Below are 19,195 nucleotides of genomic sequence, written 5' to 3'. Positions count from 1 at the left end.
CTTGGCGCGCCGTTCGGCGGCGCTGGCGGGCCGTGTTCATGGTTGCGGGCGCCCCGCCGAGGCGGGGCGCCCGCTCAGATCACTTGAGGATCTTGGTAACTCGGCCGGCGCCGACCGTGCGGCCACCCTCGCGGATCGCGAAGCGGAGGGTCTCCTCCATCGCGATCGGCTGGATGAGCTTCACGTTCATCTCGACGTTGTCGCCGGGCATGACCATCTCGGTGCCCTCGGGCAGCGTGACGACGCCGGTGACGTCCGTGGTCCGGAAGTAGAACTGCGGACGGTAGTTCTGGAAGAACGGGGTGTGGCGGCCGCCCTCCTCCTTGGAGAGGATGTAGACCGACGCCTCGAACTCGGTGTGCGGGGTGGTCGAGCCGGGCTTGACCACGACCATGCCGCGCTCGACGTCCTCGCGCTTGATGCCGCGCAGCAGCAGACCGACGTTCTCGCCAGCGCGAGCCTCGTCGAGCAGCTTGCGGAACATCTCGATGCCGGTGCAGGTGGTCTTCATCGACTTCTCGCGGATGCCGACGATCTCGACCTCCTCGTTCGGCTTGAGGATGCCACGCTCGGCACGACCGGTGACGACGGTGCCACGACCGGTGATCGTGAACACGTCCTCGATCGGCATGAGGAACGGCTTGTCGACCTCACGCTCGGGCTGCGGGATCGCGGCGTCGACCGCGTCCATCAGGCCCATGAGCGCCTCGGACCACTTGGCGTCGCCCTCGAGGGCCTTGAGCGCGGAGACCCGGACGACCGGCAGGTCGTCACCCGGGTACTCCTGGTTCGACAGCAGCTCGCGGATCTCGAGCTCGACGAGCTCCAGGAGCTCCTCGTCGTCGACCATGTCGCTCTTGTTCAGCGCCACGACGATGTAGGGAACGCCGACCTGACGCGCCAGCAGCACGTGCTCGCGGGTCTGGGGCATCGGGCCGTCGGTCGCGGCGACCACCAGGATCGCGCCGTCCATCTGGGCGGCACCGGTGATCATGTTCTTGATGTAGTCAGCGTGACCCGGGCAGTCAACGTGCGCGTAGTGCCGGTTCTCCGTCTGGTACTCGACGTGCGCGATGGAGATCGTGATACCACGAGCCTTCTCCTCCGGCGCCTTGTCGATCTCGTCGAACGGGGTGTACGGGTTGAGAGCCGGGAACTTGTCGTGCAGGACCTTAGTGATTGCCGCCGTCAGCGTCGTCTTACCGTGGTCGATGTGACCAATGGTGCCGATGTTGACGTGCGGCTTAGTCCGCTCGAACTTCGCCTTCGCCACTGGTGTCCTCCTGTGGACTGTTGGTTCGTTCGCCCGACGGCGCCAACTGGCGCTTAGGACCTTTGCCCGCCGGGGTCGCCGGCGCTCTTGCGTTCGCTGCAGCTGTACGAGCTCAGCGAGGATGGCGCCGGCCGAAGCCGGCGCCATCGTCACATCACTCGCCCGTTGCCTTAGCGATGATCTCCTTCGCGACGTTCGCGGGAACCTCGGCGTAGGAGTCGAATACCATGCTGTAGCTCGCCCGGCCCTGGGTCTTCGACCGCAGGTCGCCGACGTAGCCGAACATCTCCGACAGCGGCACCAGGGCGCGGACGACGCGGGCACCGCCGCGCTCCTCCATGGCCTGGATGATGCCGCGGCGGGAGTTCAGGTCGCCGATGACGTCACCCATGTTGTCCTCGGGGGTGACGACCTCGACTGCCATCATCGGCTCGAGGATGGCGGGGTCGGCCTTGCGGGCCGCCTCCTTCAGCGCCATCGAACCGGCGATCTTGAACGCCATCTCAGACGAGTCGACCTCGTGGTACTTGCCGTCGATCAGCGTCATCTTCACGCCGACCAGCGGGTAGCCCGCGAGCACGCCGTACTGCATGGCGTCCTGCGCGCCGGCGTCCACCGAGGGGATGAACTCCTTCGGGATGCGGCCACCGGTCACGGCGTTGACGAACTCGTAGCTCGCCGGCGCGTCCAGGGGCAGCGGCGCGAGCCCGATGATGACGCTCGCGTACTGGCCGGAGCCACCGGTCTGCTTCTTGTGGGTGTACTCGAGCTTCTCCACCGTGCGGCGGATGGTCTCGCGGTACGCCACCTGCGGCTTGCCGACGTTGGCCTCGACGCTGAACTCGCGCTTCATCCGGTCGACCAGGATCTCCAGGTGGAGCTCGCCCATGCCGGAGATGACGGTCTGGCCGGTCTCCTCGTCGAGCTTCACGCGGAAGGTCGGGTCCTCCTCGGCGAGCTTCTGGATCGCGGTGCCCAGCTTCTCCTGGTCGGCCTTCGTCTTCGGCTCGATGGCCACCGAGATGACCGGGTCCGGGAAGGTCATCGACTCCAGGATCACCGGGTTGGCCGGGTCCGACAGCGTGTCACCGGTGGTGGTCTGCTTGAGACCCTGCACGGCGATGATGTCACCGGCGCTCGCCGTCGCGCGCTCTTCGCGCTTGTTGGCGTGCATCTGGTAGATCTTGCCGACCCGCTCCTTGCGGTCCTTGGTCGAGTTGATCACCGGCGAGCCCGACTCGAGCGTGCCCGAGTAGACGCGCACGTAGGTCAGCTTGCCCAGGTGCTTGTCGGTCTGGATCTTGAAGGCCAGGCCGGAGAAGGGCTCCTTCGGGTCCGCGTGGCGGACCGCCGGGGTCTCCCCGTCCATCATCGTGCCGTCGATCGCCGGGATGTCCAGCGGCGAGGGCAGGAAGTCGACCACGGCGTCCAGCATCGGCTGCACGCCCTTGTTCTTGAAGGCGGAGCCGCAGACGACCGGGTTCAGCTTGTCGGCGATGGTGGCGCGACGGATCGCGGCCTTGAGCTCCTCGACCGTGAACTCGCCACCCTCGAGGTAGCGCTCCATGATCTCGTCGTCGGCCTCGGACAGCGTCTCGAGCAGCTTGACGCGCCACTCGTCGGCCTGCGCCTGCAGGTCGGCCGGGATCGCCTCGACGGCGTAGTCCTCACCCTTCTGGGTCTCGCCGCGCCAGGTCAGTGCGCGCATGCCCAGCAGGTCGACGACGCCGATGTGGTCGCCCTCGAGACCGATCGGGATCTGCAGCACCAGCGGCGTGGCGTTCAGCCGGGTGATCATCATGTCGACGCAGCGGAAGAAGTCCGCACCGGTGCGGTCCAGCTTGTTGACGAAGCACATACGCGGAACGTTGTACTTGTCAGCCTGGCGCCACACGTTCTCGGTCTGCGGCTCCACGCCGGCGACACCGTCGTACACGGCGACGGCGCCGTCGAGCACGCGCAGCGAACGCTCCACCTCGACGGTGAAGTCGACGTGGCCGGGCGTGTCGATGATCTGGATCGTGTGGCCCTTCCACTCACACTTGGTAGCAGCGGAGGTGATGGTGATACCACGCTCCTGCTCCTGCTCCATCCAGTCCATGACGGCCGCGCCCTCGTGGACCTCACCGATCTTGTGCGTGATACCGGTGTAGAACAGGATCCGCTCGGTAGTCGTGGTCTTACCGGCGTCGATGTGCGCCATGATGCCGATGTTGCGAGTCTTGGCGAGGGCGCTGTCTGCGGCGGCCACTTCACGATCCTTTCAGAAACGGGAAAGTCATCCCGAAAGTCAAGGTTGTGGAGCCGGCCCGGATTCCGGGACCGGCTCCACGGCAAATCACCAGCGGTAGTGCGCGAAGGCCTTGTTCGACTCGGCCATCTTGTGCGTGTCCTCGCGCCGCTTGACGGCGGCACCGAGGCCGTTGCTGGCGTCCAGCAGCTCGTTCATGAGCCGCTCGACCATCGTCTTCTCGCGGCGGGCGCGGGAGTAGGTGACCAGCCAGCGCAGACCCAGCGTGGTGGCCCGGGCCGGACGGACCTCGACCGGCACCTGGTAGGTCGCGCCACCGACACGGCGGCTGCGGACCTCGAGGGTCGGCTTCACGTTGTCCATGGCGCGCTTGAGCGTGACGACCGGGTCGGTGCCCGTCTTCTCGCGGCAGCCCTCCAGGGCGCCGTAGACGACACGCTCGGCGAGCTGGCGCTTGCCGTTGAGCAGGATCTTGTTCACCAGCTGGGTGACCAGCGGCGAGCTGTACACCGGGTCAGCGGCCAGCGGCCGGCGCGGCGCGGGGCCCTTACGCGGCATTACTTCTTCCCTTCCTTGACAAGCTTCGCACCGTAGCGGCTACGTGCCTGCTTGCGGTTGCGGACGCCCTGGGTGTCCAGCGAACCACGAATGATCTTGTAGCGCACGCCGGGCAGGTCCTTAACACGGCCGCCGCGGACGAGCACGATGGAGTGCTCCTGCAGGTTGTGGCCGACGCCGGGAATGTACGCGGTCACCTCGATCTGGCTGCTCAGCTTGACGCGAGCGACCTTCCGAAGCGCCGAGTTCGGCTTCTTGGGGGTCGTGGTGTACACACGCGTGCACACCCCGCGCCGCTGAGGACTCCCCTTCAGCGCCGGCGTCTTGGTCTTGCTCGTCTTCGCCTGGCGGCCCTTGCGGACCAGCTGCTGGATGGTGGGCACCGGGCTTCTCCGCTCCCTTTACGTTCTCTCCACGACCTTCGCCGTGGAAACTTATGTGGCCTAGGCCGCGTACACGGCCCGAACTGCTGCGCGATCGGTGCTGTCACGGTGTGATCCGGGACGCCACTCGACCCCCGCGGTCGGGCGTGTCGTCCGGCGCACGGGCCCGGCGGCTCGATTGCTCGAGCTGTCGGAGTCTGTCGTTGTCGTGGTGCCGCGGTCTGCGAGGCCTCGAAGGGTCCCGCTCCCCGCGTTCGGTGCACGCACGAGGGGCCCGGGGCATGCCCGGGCACGAGGGGAAAGAGTACCGAACCAAGGGCCGACTGGTCAAAACGGGGTGAGCCCACGCCCGTCGATGAACTCATCGCTGAATCATCGATGCCGGGAGAGCGCCCCCACTGAAACCAGATCCGTCTTCGACACGAACTCCGTTGACAGTCTACCTCCTCGCCCCTGGGGCCTCGCACGAGACGGCCCCCGGTGAGCGGAGTCACCGCGTCGGCGAGGCGCTCGGCACAGGTCGCGAGGTCGTGGGCGCGGGTTCCGGGGTCGCCGGTGTGTCGCCGCCGAGGACGAGCACCGTCGCCACCAGCACCCCGGTCAGCGCCAGGGCGATGCCCGCGGCGCCGCAGACGAGGCCGGAGACGGCCATGCCGCCGCCGGTGATCCTGGCCCGACCCGTCGCGGCCGCGGCCCGCATCTGCCGCCGGGCCACCACGCCCAGCACCACCGCGGCCGCGCCGAGCAGCACCGACAGGACGGTGAAGGCGCCCGCCACCAGCGCGCCCCAGCCGCCCTGGCTGCCGATCAGCCCCAGGCACCACACCACGAACGAGACCAGTACCGAGGCGACGCCGGCCAACAGGGCGCCGATGGCGACCCCGGAGACGCTCGACGGCGCGGGCAGCACCGCCACCGCGTACGGCGTGCCGGGGACCGGCTCGACGCGCGCCGGCGCGGGGTAGGCGACCGGCACCGGACCCGCCACGGGCGGCGGCGTCCACTGCGGCTGCGGCACAGGCGGCGGGACGGGCGGCTGTGCGGGCCACTGCGGGACCGGGGGCGGTTGCTGGCTCACACCGCGATCCTGCCATGGCCCGGCCCGGATCAGTCGACCGTGGGCGGGAAGTCCTGCCGGCCGAAGCGCACCCCGCGCAGCACCAGCATCACCGCCAGCGCCAGCGCGCTGAGCGCGGCCAGCGCGAGGCCGAGCCAGGCCAGCCGCTCGGCCCAGCGGACCCGGCCCGCGCCGGTGCGCCAGCCCTCGCCCGCGCGCAGGTCCGCCCGTGCCTGGCGGGCCAGCGCCAGCGCGATGGTGCCTGGCACCAGCCCGCCCAGGGCCAGGCCGGTCACGGCGGCCAGCAGGCCGAGGCCGAACGCCGCGGTGGCCTTGCTGTCGGCGACCGGCTCGGGGTCGGCCGGGTCGCGGCCGGTGAAAAGGATCGTGGCGTCACCCATGCCGTTACTAACGACACGGGTGACGCCACGATCACCGCTTGTTCAGTTCAGGGCCCGGCGAGCCGGGCCGACGCCCTCGCTACCGGTACGAGCCGAAGTCGAAGTCGTCCAGAGGCACCGCGACACCGCTGGCCGGCCCGAAGCCGTAGTCGGTCTCGCCGTACGAGGTCATGGAGTAGACCTTCGCCTTGGCCTCCTCGGTCGGCTCCACCCGGACGTTGCGGTACTTGCTGATGCCGGTACCCGCCGGGATGAGCTTTCCGATGATCACGTTCTCCTTGAGGCCGATGAGCGAGTCGCTGCGCGCGTTGATCGCCGCGTCGGTGAGCACCCGGGTCGTCTCCTGGAAGGAGGCGGCCGAGAGCCACGACTCGGTGGCCAGCGACGCCTTGGTGATACCCATCAGCACCGGGCGGCCGGCGGCGGGCTCGCCGCCCTCGGACACCAGGCGGCGGTTCTCACCCTCGAACTGCGCCCGGTCGACCAGGACACCCGGCAGGAACTCAGTGGCGCCCGAGTCGATGATCGTCACGCGCTTGAGCATCTGGCGGATGATGATCTCGATGTGCTTGTCGTGGATCATCACACCCTGCGAGCGGTAGACCTCCTGGACCTCGTTGGTCAGGTGGACCTGGACCGCGCGCGGGCCCATGATGCGCAGCAGCTCGTGCGGGTCGATGGTGCCCTCGGTGAGCTTCTCGCCGACCTCCACGTGCGAGCCGTCGTGCACCTTCAGCTTCACGCGGTTGGAGATCTTGTCGTGGACGATCTCGTCGCTGCCGTCGTCCGGCACGATGATGATCTTCTTCGACCGGTCCCCGGCCTCGATGCGGATGCGTCCCGGAGTGTCCGCGATCGGCGCCTTGCCCTTGGGCACGCGCGCCTCGAAGATCTCCTGCACACGCGGCAGACCCTGGGTGATGTCCTCACCCGAGGCCGCACCACCGGTGTGGAAGGTACGCATCGTCAGCTGCGTACCGGGCTCACCGATGGACTGGGCCGCGATGATGCCGACCGCCTCGCCGACGTCGACCAGCTTGCCCGCGGGCAGCGACCGGCCGTAGCACAGCGCGCAGACGCCGAGCTTGCTCTCGCAGGTGAGCACGCTGCGCACGCGCACCGTCTCGATCCCCGCGCGGACCAGCGCGTCGACCACGATCGAGTTGAGGTCGGTGCCCCGCGCCGCGACGAGCTTGCCGGACGGGTCCGACATGTCCTCGGCCAGCGTACGGGCGTGCGCCCCGGTCTCGGCGTGCTCGTGCACGTGCAGCGGCGAGTTGGGGTCGCCCGGGGTCCGGGCGCCGATCACCATCGGGATGGCGCGGTCGGTGCCGCAGTCGTCCTCGCGGATGATCACGTCCTGCGACACGTCCACCAGACGACGGGTCAGGTAACCCGAGTCGGCGGTACGCAGCGCGGTGTCGGCCAGACCCTTGCGGGCACCGTGCGTAGAGATGAAGTACTCCAGCACGCTCAGGCCCTCGCGGTACGAGGACTTGATCGGCCGCGGGATGATCTCGCCCTTGGGGTTGGCCACCAGACCACGGATCGCCGCGATCTGACGCAGCTGCAGCATGTTGCCTCGCGCGCCGGAGTGGATCATGCGCCACAGCGGGTTCTCCTGCGGCAGCGCCGTGTCCAGCTCCTTGGCCAGCTCGGTGGTCGCCTTGGTCCACAGCTCGATCAGCTCGCTGCGGCGCTCCTCGGCGGTCATGAGACCGCGCTGGTAGGACTTGTCGATCCGCTCGGCGTCCTTCTCGTACCGCTCCAGGATCTGGCCCTTGCGCGGCGGCGAGATGACGTCCTCCATGCCGATGGTCACGCCCGACCAGGTGGCCCAGTGGAAACCGGCCTCCTTGAGCGCGTCCAGCGTCGCGGCGAGAGCCACCTTCGGGTAGCGCTCGGCCAGGTCGTTGACGATGCCCGACAGCTGGCTCTTGCGCACCTCGTGGTTGACGAAGCGGTAGCCCACCGGGAGGGTCTCGTTGAACAGGACCCGGCCCAGAGTGGTGTCCATCAGCAGGGTGTCGCCCGGCTCCCAGCCCTCCGGCGCGGTCCAGGCCTCCGCCGACGGGCCGTTGTCGACCGACGTGACGTCGCGCAGGCGGATCCGCACCGGCGCCTGCAGGTGCAGCTCGCCGTTGTCGAACGCCATCATCGCCTCGGCCTCGGAGCTGAACACCCGGCCCTCGCCCAGCATGCCGCTGCGCTGGTGGGTCAGGTGGTACAGCCCGATGATCATGTCCTGGGTGGGCATGGTCACCGGCTTGCCGTCGGCCGGCTTGAGGATGTTGTTGCTCGACAGCATCAGGATGCGCGCCTCGGCCTGGGCCTCGGCGGACAGCGGCACGTGCACGGCCATCTGGTCACCGTCGAAGTCCGCGTTGAAGGCGGTGCAGACGAGCGGGTGGATCTGGATGGCCTTGCCCTCGACCAGCTGCGGCTCGAACGCCTGGATGCCCAGACGGTGCAGCGTGGGCGCGCGGTTGAGCAGCACCGGGTGCTCGGTGATGACCTCTTCCAGCACGTCCCACACGACCGGGCGCTGACGCTCGACCATGCGCTTGGCCGACTTGATGTTCTGGGCGTGGTTCAGGTCGACCAGCCGCTTCATCACGAACGGCTTGAACAGCTCCAGCGCCATCTGCTTGGGCAGACCGCACTGGTGCAGCTTCAGCCGCGGGCCGACGACGATGACGGAACGGCCCGAGTAGTCCACGCGCTTGCCGAGCAGGTTCTGGCGGAACCGGCCCTGCTTGCCCTTGAGCATGTCCGACAGCGACTTGAGCGGGCGGTTGCCCGGACCGGTCACCGGACGGCCGCGGCGGCCGTTGTCGAACAGCGCGTCGACCGCCTCCTGCAGCATCCGCTTCTCGTTGTTCACGATGATCTCGGGCGCGCCGAGGTCGATCAGACGCTTGAGGCGGTTGTTGCGGTTGATGACGCGGCGGTACAGGTCGTTCAGGTCGGAGGTCGCGAAGCGGCCGCCGTCCAGCTGCACCATCGGGCGCAGGTCCGGCGGGATGACCGGCACGCAGTCGAGCACCATGCCCAGCGGCGAGTTGCCGGTGGACAGGAACGCGGCCACGACCTTGAGCCGCTTGAGCGCGCGCAGCTTGCGCTGCCCCTTGCCCGAGCGGATGGTCTCGCGCAGGAACTCGGCCTCGGCCTCCAGGTCCATGTTCTGGACCAGGGCCTTGATCGCCTCGGCACCCATGCCGCCGGTGAAGTACTCGCCGAAGCGGTCGCGCAGCTCGCGGTAGAGCAGCTCGTCGGTGACCAGCTGCTTGGAGTCGAGCTTGCGGAACGTGTCCAGCACCTCGTCCAGGCGGTCGATCTCGCGCTGCGCCTTGTCGCGGATCTGGCGCATCTCGCGCTCGCCGGCCTCCTTGACCTTGCGGCGCACGTCGGCCTTGGCGCCCTCGGCCTCCAGCTCGGCCAGGTCGGCCTCGAGCTTGACCGCGCGCTTCTCGACCTCGGCGTCACGGGCGTTCTCGGCCTGGCGCTTCTCGGCGAAGATCTCGTTCTCGACGGTGCTCATGTCGCGGTGGCGCGCCTCGGCGTCCACGCTCGTGATCACGTACGAGGCGAAGTAGATGATCTTCTCAAGGTCCTTCGGCGCCAGGTCCAGCAGGTAGCCCAGCCGGCTCGGCACGCCCTTGAAGTACCAGATGTGGGTGACGGCGGCCGCGAGCTCGATGTGGCCCATGCGCTCACGGCGCACCTTGGACCGGGTCACCTCGACGCCGCAGCGCTCACAGACGATGCCCTTGAACCGGACCCGCTTGTACTTGCCGCAGTAGCACTCCCAGTCCCGCTGCGGACCGAAGATCTTCTCGCAGAAGAGTCCGTCCTTCTCGGGCTTCAGGGTGCGGTAGTTGATGGTCTCGGGCTTCTTCACCTCGCCGTGCGACCAGCGCCGGATGTCCTCAGCGCCCGCCAGGCCGATTCGAAGCTCATCGAAGAAGTTAACGTCGAGCACGTTGTAAATCCCTCTTTGCTCGTGTCTTCGTCAGGATCAGTTGATGGGGAAAGTGATCCCCGGGGCGGTCTGACCAGCCCCGGGGATCGCCTTCATCAGACTTCCTCGACGCTGCTCGGCTCACGCCGGGACAGATCGATGCCGAGCTCCTCCGCGGCCCGGAACACCTCGTCGTCGGTCTCGCGCATCTCCAGGGCCACACCGTCGCTGCTCAGCACCTCGACGTTCAGGCACAGCGACTGCAGTTCCTTGAGAAGCACCTTGAACGACTCCGGGATGCCCGGCTCGGGGATGTTCTCGCCCTTGACGATGGCCTCGTAGACCTTGACGCGGCCCAGGACGTCGTCGGACTTGATGGTCAGCAGCTCCTGCAGCGCGTAGGCCGCGCCGTAGGCCTGCATGGCCCAGCACTCCATCTCGCCGAACCGCTGGCCACCGAACTGCGCCTTACCACCCAGCGGCTGCTGCGTGATCATCGAGTACGGGCCGGTCGACCGAGCGTGGATCTTGTCGTCGACCAGGTGGTTCAGCTTCAGGATGTACATGTAGCCGACCGAGATCGGGTCCGGCAGCGGCTCGCCCGACCGGCCGTCGAACAGCTTCGCCTTGCCCGACTCGCCGATCAGCTGCAGCCCGTCCCGGTTGGGCAGGGTGCTGCTGAGCAGGCCGGCGATCTCGTCGTCGTGCGCGCCGTCGAAGACCGGGGTCGCCACGTTGGTGTTGGCCTCGGCCTCGTGCGCCCCGATGGAGCGCAGCGCCTTCTTCCACTCCGCGTCGTCGCCCTCGACCTTCCAGCCGGTCTTGGCGACCCACCCGAGGTGGACCTCCAGCACCTGGCCGATGTTCATACGGCCCGGCACGCCCAGCGGGTTCAGCACGATGTCGACCGGGCTGCCGTCCTCCAGGAACGGCATGTCCTCGACCGGCAGGATCTTGGAGATGACGCCCTTGTTGCCGTGGCGGCCGGCGAGCTTGTCACCATCCTGGATCTTGCGCTTCTGGGCCACGTACACCCGGACCAGCTCGTTGACGCCCGGGGGCAGCTCGTCGCCGTCCTCGCGCGAGAACGTGCGCACGCCGATGACCGTGCCGGTCTCGCCGTGGGGCACCTTCAGCGAGGTGTCGCGCACCTCGCGCGCCTTCTCGCCGAAGATCGCGCGCAGCAGCCGCTCCTCCGGGGTCAGCTCGGTCTCACCCTTGGGCGTGACCTTGCCGACCAGGATGTCGCCCGGCACGACCTCGGCACCGATGCGGATGATGCCGCGCTCGTCGAGGTCGGCCAGCATCTCCTCGGAGACGTTCGGGATGTCCCGGGTGATCTCCTCGGGGCCCAGCTTGGTGTCGCGGGCGTCGACCTCGTGCTCCTCGATGTGGATCGAGGTGAGCACGTCCTCCTGCACCAGGCGCTGGGACAGGATGATCGCGTCCTCGTAGTTGTGGCCCTCCCACGGCATGAAGGCGACCAGCAGGTTGCGGCCGAGCGCCATCTCACCGTTGTCGGTGCAGGGACCGTCGGCGATGACCTGGCCGGCCTCGACGCGGGCACCCTCCAGCACCGTCGGCTTCTGGTTCACGCAGGAACCCGAGTTCGACCGACGGAACTTGTGCAGCAGGTACGTGCGGCGGAAGCCGTCGTCCTGGTGCACCGTGATGTAGTCGGCGCACAGGTCCTCGACCACGCCGCCCACCTCGGCCACGACCACGTCACCGGCGTCGGTGGCGGCACGGTACTCCATACCCGTACCCACCAGCGGAGCCTCGGCCTTGACCAGCGGCACCGCCTGACGCTGCATGTTCGCGCCCATGAGCGCGCGGTTGGCGTCGTCGTGCTCGAGGAACGGGATCATCGCGGTCGCGACGGACACCATCTGCCGCGGCGACACGTCCATGTAGTCGACCTGCGCCGGCGGCACGTAGTCGACCTCACCGCCCTTCCGGCGGACCAGGACGCGGTCCTCGGCGAAGGAGCCGTCGCCCATCAGCACGGCGTTGGCCTGCGCCTTGACGAACCGGTCCTCCTCGTCCGCGGTCAGGTAGTCGATCTGGTCGGTGACCCGGCCCTCGACGACCTTGCGGTACGGCGTCTCGACGAAGCCGAACGGGTTGACCCGCGCGAACGTCGAGAGCGCGCCGATCAGACCGATGTTCGGGCCTTCCGGCGTCTCGATCGGGCACATCCGGCCGTAGTGCGACGGGTGCACGTCGCGGACCTCGAAGCCGGCGCGGTCACGCGACAGACCACCCGGGCCGAGCGCCGACAGGCGGCGACGGTGGGTCAGACCCGCGAGCGGGTTGGTCTGGTCCATGAACTGCGACAGCTGCGACGTACCGAAGAACTCCTTGATCGCAGCCACCACGGGGCGGATGTTGATCAGGGTCTGCGGCGTGATCGCCTCGACGTCCTGCGTGGTCATGCGCTCGCGCACCACGCGCTCCATGCGGGAGAGGCCGACCCGAACCTGGTTCTGGATCAGCTCGCCGACGGTGCGCAGGCGGCGGTTGCCGAAGTGGTCGATGTCGTCGGCCTCGTAGCCCTCCTCGCCCGCGTGCAGGCGGGCCAGGTACTCCACGGTGGCGACGATGTCGTCCTCGGTCAGCGTGCCGGTGGTGATCGGGACGTTGACTTCCAGCTTCTTGTTGAACTTGTACCGGCCGACCTTGGCTACGTCATACCGCTTCGGGTTGAAGAAGAGGTTGTCGAGCAGGGTCTGGGCGTTCTCCCGGGTCGGCGGCTCCCCAGGGCGCAGCTTGCGGTAGATGTCGAGCAGCGCCTCGTCCTGGCCGGCGATGTGGTCCTTCTCCAGCGTGGTCATGAGCAGCTCGGACCAGCCGAACCGCTCACGGATCTGGTCGTTGGTCCAGCCGATGGCCTTGAGCAGGACGGTGACCGCCTGGCGGCGCTTGCGGTCGATGCGGACACCGACGGTGTCGCGCTTGTCGATGTCGAACTCCAGCCAGGCACCCCGGCTCGGGATGACCTTGACGCTGGAGAGGTCGCGGTCGGAGGTCTTGTCCGGCTCCTTGGCGAAGTACACGCCAGGAGAGCGGACGAGCTGGCTGACCACGATGCGCTCGGTGCCGTTGATGATGAAGGTGCCCTTGGGCGTCATCATCGGGAAGTCACCCATGAACACGGTCTGGCTCTTGATCTCGCCAGTCGAGTTGTTGGTGAATTCCGCGGTGACGAACAGCGGCGCGCAGTAGGTGAGGTCCTTCTCCTTGCACTCCTCGATGGAGGCCTTGACCTCGTCGAAGCGAGGGTCGGAGAAGCTGAGCGACATGGTGCCGGAGAAGTCCTCGATCGGGCTGATCTCCTCGAGGATCTCCGCGAGGCCCGAGCGGGCGTCGGCGAGATCCACCGAACGGGTCTGCCAGGACTCATTGCCGACAAGCCAGTCGAAAGACTCGGTTTGAATAGCGAGCAGGTTTGGTACTTCGAGGTGTTCGGTGATCCTGCCGAACGAGATACGGCGAGGAGCGAACGCGCTCGACGATCGACTGGTCTTCGCAGGGCGGGAGGCTGCCAAGATACGTCCTTCCGAGGACCGGTGGTGCAACGGCCGTTACGCGAGCATCCCGACGACCCCTGACCAGCATCCGGCATCGGACATTCTGGGCACGGGAAAAGTCGAAGGGCAGCGCAAACTAGCAGTGTAGCCGAAGCACAGACCGCTGTCGAGTCTCAAAGGCAGGCTTCCGCAGAACGTGGTCCAGAGCACCTTCAGATCGGTGTCGCCACGCTCCGCACTCCTGCCGCTACTAACTCGGAAGGTCGTACTGAAGAAAGACTGCCTGGCGTCGCGGTCACAGTCAAGACCCGACGGCTGGTTCCAGTGTCACGTACGGCGTCAACTATGCAACGGAACGCCTATCCGCGCAGCCAGAAGCGCAAGAGGCGGGCACCCTGTCGGGTGCCCGCCTCTCGACGAGCGCATCTGCGCGGTAGACCGCGTTCCGCCAGGCGGGACGCGGCGCCGGATCACTTGAGGGTGATCTTGGCGCCCTCGGCCTCGAGCTTCGCCTTGGCCTTCTCGGCGGTCTCCTTGTTGACCTTCTCGAGGATCGCCTTGGGGGCGGCCTCGACGACGTCCTTGGCCTCCTTCAGGCCCAGGCCGGTCAGCTCGCGCACGACCTTGATGACCTGGATCTTCTTGCCACCGTCGCTGTCGAGGACGACGTCGAACTCGTCCTTCTCCTCCGGCGCCTCGGCGACGACGGCCGGGCCGACCGGGCCGGCCATGACCGGGGCGGCAGCCTTGACGTCGAAGGTGTCCTCGAACTGCTTCACGAACTCGGACAGCTCGATCAGGGTCATCTCCTTGAACGCGGCAAGGAGGTCGTCGGTGCTCAGCTTCGCCATGTCAGGCGTCCTTTCGTACTGGGTTCATCGGCTGCGGCAGGACGCCGCGAGCAGAAATTGGGACAGAAGGCGACGACGCTCACGCGTCGGCGCCCTCCTTCTCGCGCTTGTCCTGCAGAGCGGCGGCCGTGCGAACGACCTTCACCAGCGGCGCCTGGAACAGGGCCGCGGCGTTGCCCATGGTTGCCTTCATCGCGCCGGCCAGCTTGGACAGCAGCACCTCGCGGGACTCCAGGTCGGCGAGCTTGCCGACCTCGGCGGCCGAGATGGCCTTGCCCTCGAAGACGCCGCCCTTGATGACGAGCAGCGGGTTGGCCTTGGCGAAGTCGCGCAGGCCCTTGGCCGCCTCGACGACATCGCCGGAGACGAAGGCGAGCGCGGTAGGACCGGTGAACAGAGCGTCGAGACCGGTCAGACCGGCGTTGGTCGCGGCGATCTTCGCGAGCGTGTTCTTGGCGACGGTGTACTCGGCACCGCCCATCGAACGACGCAGCTCGGTCAGCTGCTTCACGGTCAGGCCGCGGTACTCGGTGAGCACCGTGGCGCCAGACTCCTGGAAGCGCTTGGTGAGCTCCGCGACGCTGCCGGCCTTGTCGGCACGGATCTTGTCCGCCATGTCCCCTCCTCTCTCGTACTCCAGGCTGGCCTGTCGGGGACCCTGGGCGCGGCAGCGAATGGGAAAACGAAAACGCCCCGGCGCAGGGCGCACGGGGCTTCACACGGCTCGGGGCCGTTCAAAGACTCACCGTTCTTCCCTGCGCGGGCCGCCCGTTCACCCGCTCGTTGCCGAGCGGCGGGACCTTCGATCGCCCGGATCTCCCGGACGATGACCAGCGGTCTTTGGGTGGAACTGTTACGACGACTGTACGTGACCGGGTATCGGCCCACCAAATCGGGTCGGTGTGACGTACCCCGGAAAGGCTCCGGCGCCGCCCGCGTGGTGCGGGCGGCGCCGGAGCGGAGCGAGGCGGATCAGGCCTCGGTCTCCAGGAAGTTGCGCGTCACGTTCGGGTCGACCGGGATGCCCGGGCCCATCGTGGTGGTGACGAACACCTTCTTGAGGTACTTGCCCTTGGCCGCGGACGGCTTGGACCGCAGCACCTCGTCCAGGACGGCGGCGTAGTTCTCGACCAGCTGCTCCTCCGAGAACGAGGCCTTGCCGATGATCAGGTGCAGGTTCGAGTGCTTGTCCACCCGGAAGGTGATCTTTCCACCCTTGATGTCGCCGACCGCCTTCGCGACGTCCATCGTCACCGTGCCGGTCTTCGGGTTCGGCATGAGACCGCGCGGGCCCAGGATCCGCGCGATACGGCCGATCTTGGCCATCTGGTCCGGCGTCGCGATCGCGGCGTCGAAGTCCAGCCAGCCTTCCTGAATCCGGGCCACCAGCTCGTCGGTGCCCACGGCGTCGGCACCGGCGGCGGTCGCCTCGGCGGCCTTCTCGCCGGAGGCGAAGACGATGACGCGGGCGGTCTTACCGGTGCCGTGCGGCAGGTTGACCACGCCGCGGACCATCTGGTCCGCCTTGCGGGGGTCGACGCCGAGGCGCATCGCGACCTCGACCGTGGCGTCGAACTTCACCTTGGTGGTGTCCTTGGCGAGCTTGATCGCCTCGAGCGGGCCGTACAGCTTGCTGCGGTCCACCTGCTCGAAGGACTTGTTGTAGGTCTTGCCGTGCTTCATTTCTCAGATCTCCTGTGGTTGTGTCGAGCCCGTGCCGGGCCCTCCCACGAAATGGGGTCACCGTCGGCGCGTACGCCGTACGACGGCGTCAGTCCTTGACGGTGATGCCCATCGACCGAGCGGTGCCGGCGATGATCCGCTCGGCCATCTCGATGTCGTTGGCGTTCAGGTCGGACATCTTCTTCTCGGCGATCTCGCGCAGCTGGGCGCGGGTGACCGAACCGACCTTGGTGGTGTGCGGGACGCCGGAGCCCTTGGGCACGCCGGCGGCCTTGATCAGGAGACGGGCGGCGGGCGGCGTCTTCAGGATGAACGTGAACGAACGGTCCTCGTACACGCTGATCTGCGCCGGGACGATGTCACCGCGCTGCGACTCGGTCTGGGCGTTGTACGCCTTGCAGAACTCCATGATGTTCACGCCGTGCTGACCCAGCGCCGGACCCACCGGCGGAGCCGGGGTGGCCTGGCCGGCCTTCAGCTGCAGCGTGAACGTCTTGACGAGTTTCTTCTTCGGAGGCATGTCTACTTCCTGGGACTTGTCGACCCGGCATCGAACGCCGGATCAGGGTGGTTTACACCGGACCGGCCGGTGCGAGAGCGCGCACGGTCAGCGCGCGGCACAGGCCGGACGTTCAAGGCTACCGCATACTGGTACGCGCCTATCCACCGAGGTGGGTGTGACCGCGCACGCCGTACCGCGGACGCAGAACGCGGCGGGGGCCGAGGGCCACCCGCCGCGTCCGCAGCACTTCGTCAGATCTTGGCGACCTGGTTGAAGTTCAGCTCGACCGGGGTCTCCCGGCCGAAGATCGAGACCAGCACCTTGAGCTTCTGCTGGTCGGCGTTGATCTCGCTGATCGTCGCCGGCAGCGAGGCGAACGCGCCGTCGGTCACCGTGACCGAGTCGCCGACCTCGAAGTCGAGCACCCTGATCTCGGCCTTGACCTTCTTCTGCGCGCCCGGCTGCTCCACCGACGGCAGCAGCCACTTCAACACCTCGTCGAGGCTGAGCGGCGCGGGCCGGTCGGCGCGGTCGGTGGCACCCACGAAGCCGGTCACCCCGGGCGTGTTGCGCACGCACGAGTACGACTCGGGCGTGAGGTCCATCCGGACCAGCAGGTAGCCGGGGAAGACCTTGCTCTGCACCTGGGTGCGCTTGCCGTTCTTGACCTCGACCTCTTCGCGGGTCGGCACCTCGACCTGGAAGATGAACTCCTCCATGTCGAGGCTCGTGATCCGGGTCTCGAGGTTGGTCTTGACCTTGTTCTCGTAACCGGCGTACGAGTGCACGACATACCAGTCGCCCGGAGCGAACCGGAGCTTCTGGCGCAGCTCCGCGGCCGGGTCGAACTCGTCCTCAGCGTGCTCCGCCGCCCCGCTCGGCACCGGCTCGTCGGACACCGCGACCGCGGAGGTCAGCTCGGTGTCGTCGGACTGGGCCGTCTCGTCGTACTCAGGCACGTAGCTCGCTCACTTCCGTATTTGTTACTTGGCGTTGTGATCGCCGAACACGAACAGGACACCCTTGGCGTACAGGTAGTCGAGGCCGGTCACGATCGCCATGATGGCGGTCACGAACAGGAGCACGACGGCCGTGTAGGTGAGCAGCTCGTTGCGGGTCGGCCAGATGACCTTACGCAGCTCGGCCACGACCTCACGGACAAAACGTCCGATTCGACCGAAGAAACCGACCTTCTCGGTCGCATCCGCCTTCTTCGCCGCGCGAGCGCCCTTGCCGTCCGTGACCGGGCGGGCCTTGGTGGCCGTGCCGCGTCCGCCGCCGACGGCAGCGTCCTCGTCGGTCAGAGCGTCATCGTCGACAGCGTCGTCGAACACGTCGTCAACGTGCTCGGCCGCGGCGTCCTCGCCACGTCGGTTGCTCTCGGCCACTGCGCCCTACTTCCATCTCGCGGGGTGGTGTCGGATCCGTGCAGGGACACGGGCCCGTGTGCCCTCGCTGTCGAGAGGCACCTGTCACGCTGGCCCCTGCCCCAGTGGGGCCGAGAGGGCCATACGACCCATGGTGCACCGCCGGACGTACCGGCGGCCAGTAACCCACGGATCGCCCACCGAGGCCGGTAGGCCGAAGCCGCAGGGGCGACAGGACTCGAACCTGCAACCTGCGGTTTTGGAGACCGCTGCGCTGCCAATTGCGCCACACCCCTGTGCGGGAAAGTCATCTGAACGGCGCTTGTAGCTCACCGTCAGAGGTCACTAACCCCACGGCGGACCAGTGTACGGGTATCCGGGCGAGTGAGCCAACTGGGCTCCACCCTTTTTTGTCCGGCCTGGTCCGCCACCCGTCGAACGGCCGGTCAGACCTGCCGGATCACTACCCTGGCCTGCGCCAACACCTTCTCGCCGCCGCACGTGGCGGTCAGGTCGAAGGTGACCAGACCGTCCTCGCTGACCGACTTGATCACCGCGGTGAAGTCGACCGAGGTTCCCCCGTCCGTGTCGGGCACCGGCACCGGACGGGTGAAGCGGACACCGATGTCGAGCACCGCGTCGGCCCGGCCCACCCAGTTGGTGACCGCGCGGCCCGCCAGCGCCATCGTGTACATGCCGTGCGCGATCACGCCCGGCAGGCCCACCCCTTCGGCGGTGCGCTGGCTCCAGTGGATCGGGTTGAAGTCCCCCGACGCCCCGGCGTAGCGGACCAGGTCCGCCCGGGTGACCCGGAAGGTCTGCTGGGGCAGCTGCTGCCCTGTCTCGTACGCCATCTCACTCACCGTGCCCTCGGACGACCAGCTTGCACACGACCGTGACCACCGGCTCGCCCGCCGGCGTGGACAGCTCCGCCCGGGTGGTGAGGAAGTCGTGCCCGCCGCGGTGCGTGATGTCGTCGATGCTGCTCACCACCACCAGCTCGTCGCCGGCCACGATCGGGCGGCGGTAGCTGAAGCGCTGGTCGCCGTGGACCACGCGGCTGTAGTCCATCCCCAGCTCGGGGTCGGTGACGATCTGCTCCATCGCGGCGAAGCTCAGGATGATCGGGAAGGTGGGCGGCGCGACCACGTCGCGGTAGCCGGCCGCGTGCGCGGCCGCCACGTCGTGGTAGAGGTCGTCCGGGGCGCCGATCGCGTCGGCGAACTCCCGGATCTTCTCGCGCCCCACCTGGTAGGGCTCGGTCGGCGGGTAGGTCCGACCGATGAACGACTGATCCATCGGCATACCGGTGAACCTATGCCAGCAGGGGGCGGCCCTGACGGGCCACCCCCTGCTCGAAGATCTGTTGAGACCGGTT

Annotated in this window: 16 protein-coding genes and 1 tRNA gene; all 17 read right to left on the bottom strand. The window is 67.9% G+C overall.

All coding sequences use genetic code 11. From position 1 onward, the window contains the following. Positions 1-79 precede the first annotated feature (79 nt). On the bottom strand, positions 80-1,273 hold the full coding sequence (gene tuf / locus QEZ54_RS04600; protein WP_281303200.1) for an elongation factor Tu: 1,194 nt from the start codon (positions 1,271-1,273) through the stop codon (positions 80-82). Positions 1,274-1,427: 154 nt separating this feature from the next. After that, complete coding sequence (fusA, locus tag QEZ54_RS04595) at positions 1,428-3,524, bottom strand: elongation factor G (protein ID WP_281303199.1); 2,097 nt, start codon at positions 3,522-3,524, stop codon at positions 1,428-1,430. 87 nt (positions 3,525-3,611) lie between these two features. Continuing rightward, complete coding sequence (rpsG, locus tag QEZ54_RS04590; RefSeq protein ID WP_281303198.1) at positions 3,612-4,082, bottom strand: 30S ribosomal protein S7; 471 nt, start codon at positions 4,080-4,082, stop codon at positions 3,612-3,614. Further along, positions 4,082-4,465: a 30S ribosomal protein S12 gene (gene rpsL, locus QEZ54_RS04585; RefSeq protein ID WP_120317147.1), complete on the bottom strand. Its 384-nt coding sequence runs from the start codon at positions 4,463-4,465 to the stop codon at positions 4,082-4,084. The genes rpsG and rpsL overlap by 1 nt, the downstream gene beginning before the upstream one ends. Before the next feature lie 490 nt (positions 4,466-4,955). Next, entirely contained in the window at positions 4,956-5,543 is a 588-nt protein-coding gene (locus QEZ54_RS04580; protein ID WP_281303197.1) for a hypothetical protein, read from the bottom strand. A 29-nt stretch (positions 5,544-5,572) separates the two neighbouring features. Beyond that, positions 5,573-5,923 (bottom strand): hypothetical protein, encoded by a 351-nt coding sequence (locus tag QEZ54_RS04575; RefSeq protein ID WP_281303196.1) that lies wholly within the window; start codon positions 5,921-5,923, stop codon positions 5,573-5,575. Between the two features lie 79 nt (positions 5,924-6,002). After that, complete coding sequence (locus QEZ54_RS04570) at positions 6,003-9,905, bottom strand: DNA-directed RNA polymerase subunit beta' (protein ID WP_281303195.1); 3,903 nt, start codon at positions 9,903-9,905, stop codon at positions 6,003-6,005. 95 nt (positions 9,906-10,000) lie between these two features. Further along, positions 10,001-13,432, bottom strand: a complete 3,432-nt coding sequence (locus QEZ54_RS04565) for a DNA-directed RNA polymerase subunit beta (protein ID WP_281303194.1) — start codon at positions 13,430-13,432, stop codon at positions 10,001-10,003. A gap of 452 nt (positions 13,433-13,884) precedes the next feature. Next, positions 13,885-14,265, bottom strand: a complete 381-nt coding sequence (gene rplL, locus QEZ54_RS04560) for a 50S ribosomal protein L7/L12 (protein WP_212827753.1) — start codon at positions 14,263-14,265, stop codon at positions 13,885-13,887. Between the two features lie 79 nt (positions 14,266-14,344). Further along, positions 14,345-14,881 (bottom strand): 50S ribosomal protein L10, encoded by a 537-nt coding sequence (rplJ, locus tag QEZ54_RS04555; RefSeq protein WP_281303193.1) that lies wholly within the window; start codon positions 14,879-14,881, stop codon positions 14,345-14,347. Positions 14,882-15,237: 356 nt separating this feature from the next. Further along, positions 15,238-15,948: a 50S ribosomal protein L1 gene (gene rplA / locus QEZ54_RS04550; protein ID WP_281303192.1), complete on the bottom strand. Its 711-nt coding sequence runs from the start codon at positions 15,946-15,948 to the stop codon at positions 15,238-15,240. Positions 15,949-16,036: 88 nt separating this feature from the next. Then, positions 16,037-16,468, bottom strand: coding sequence for a 50S ribosomal protein L11 (gene rplK / locus QEZ54_RS04545; RefSeq protein ID WP_281303191.1), 432 nt, complete (start codon positions 16,466-16,468; stop codon positions 16,037-16,039). 233 nt (positions 16,469-16,701) lie between these two features. After that, positions 16,702-17,409, bottom strand: a complete 708-nt coding sequence (gene nusG / locus QEZ54_RS04540; RefSeq protein ID WP_281303190.1) for a transcription termination/antitermination protein NusG — start codon at positions 17,407-17,409, stop codon at positions 16,702-16,704. A gap of 24 nt (positions 17,410-17,433) precedes the next feature. Further along, complete coding sequence (gene secE / locus QEZ54_RS04535; RefSeq protein WP_281303189.1) at positions 17,434-17,838, bottom strand: preprotein translocase subunit SecE; 405 nt, start codon at positions 17,836-17,838, stop codon at positions 17,434-17,436. Positions 17,839-18,040: 202 nt separating this feature from the next. Then, positions 18,041-18,113: transfer RNA gene (locus QEZ54_RS04530), tRNA-Trp, on the bottom strand. A gap of 150 nt (positions 18,114-18,263) precedes the next feature. Next, positions 18,264-18,671: a MaoC family dehydratase gene (locus tag QEZ54_RS04525; RefSeq protein WP_281303188.1), complete on the bottom strand. Its 408-nt coding sequence runs from the start codon at positions 18,669-18,671 to the stop codon at positions 18,264-18,266. 1 nt (position 18,672) lies between these two features. Then, a complete protein-coding gene (locus QEZ54_RS04520) occupies positions 18,673-19,122 on the bottom strand; it encodes a MaoC family dehydratase N-terminal domain-containing protein (protein ID WP_281303187.1) in 450 nt (149 codons plus the stop codon). Positions 19,123-19,195: the final 73 nt, after the last annotated feature.

Source organism: Catellatospora sp. KI3 (genome assembly GCF_029948125.1).
Taxonomy (GTDB): Bacteria; Actinomycetota; Actinomycetes; order Mycobacteriales; family Micromonosporaceae; genus Catellatospora.
Note: the sequence above shows the minus strand (reverse complement) of the source record. Positions and strands in the feature narration are given on the sequence as shown.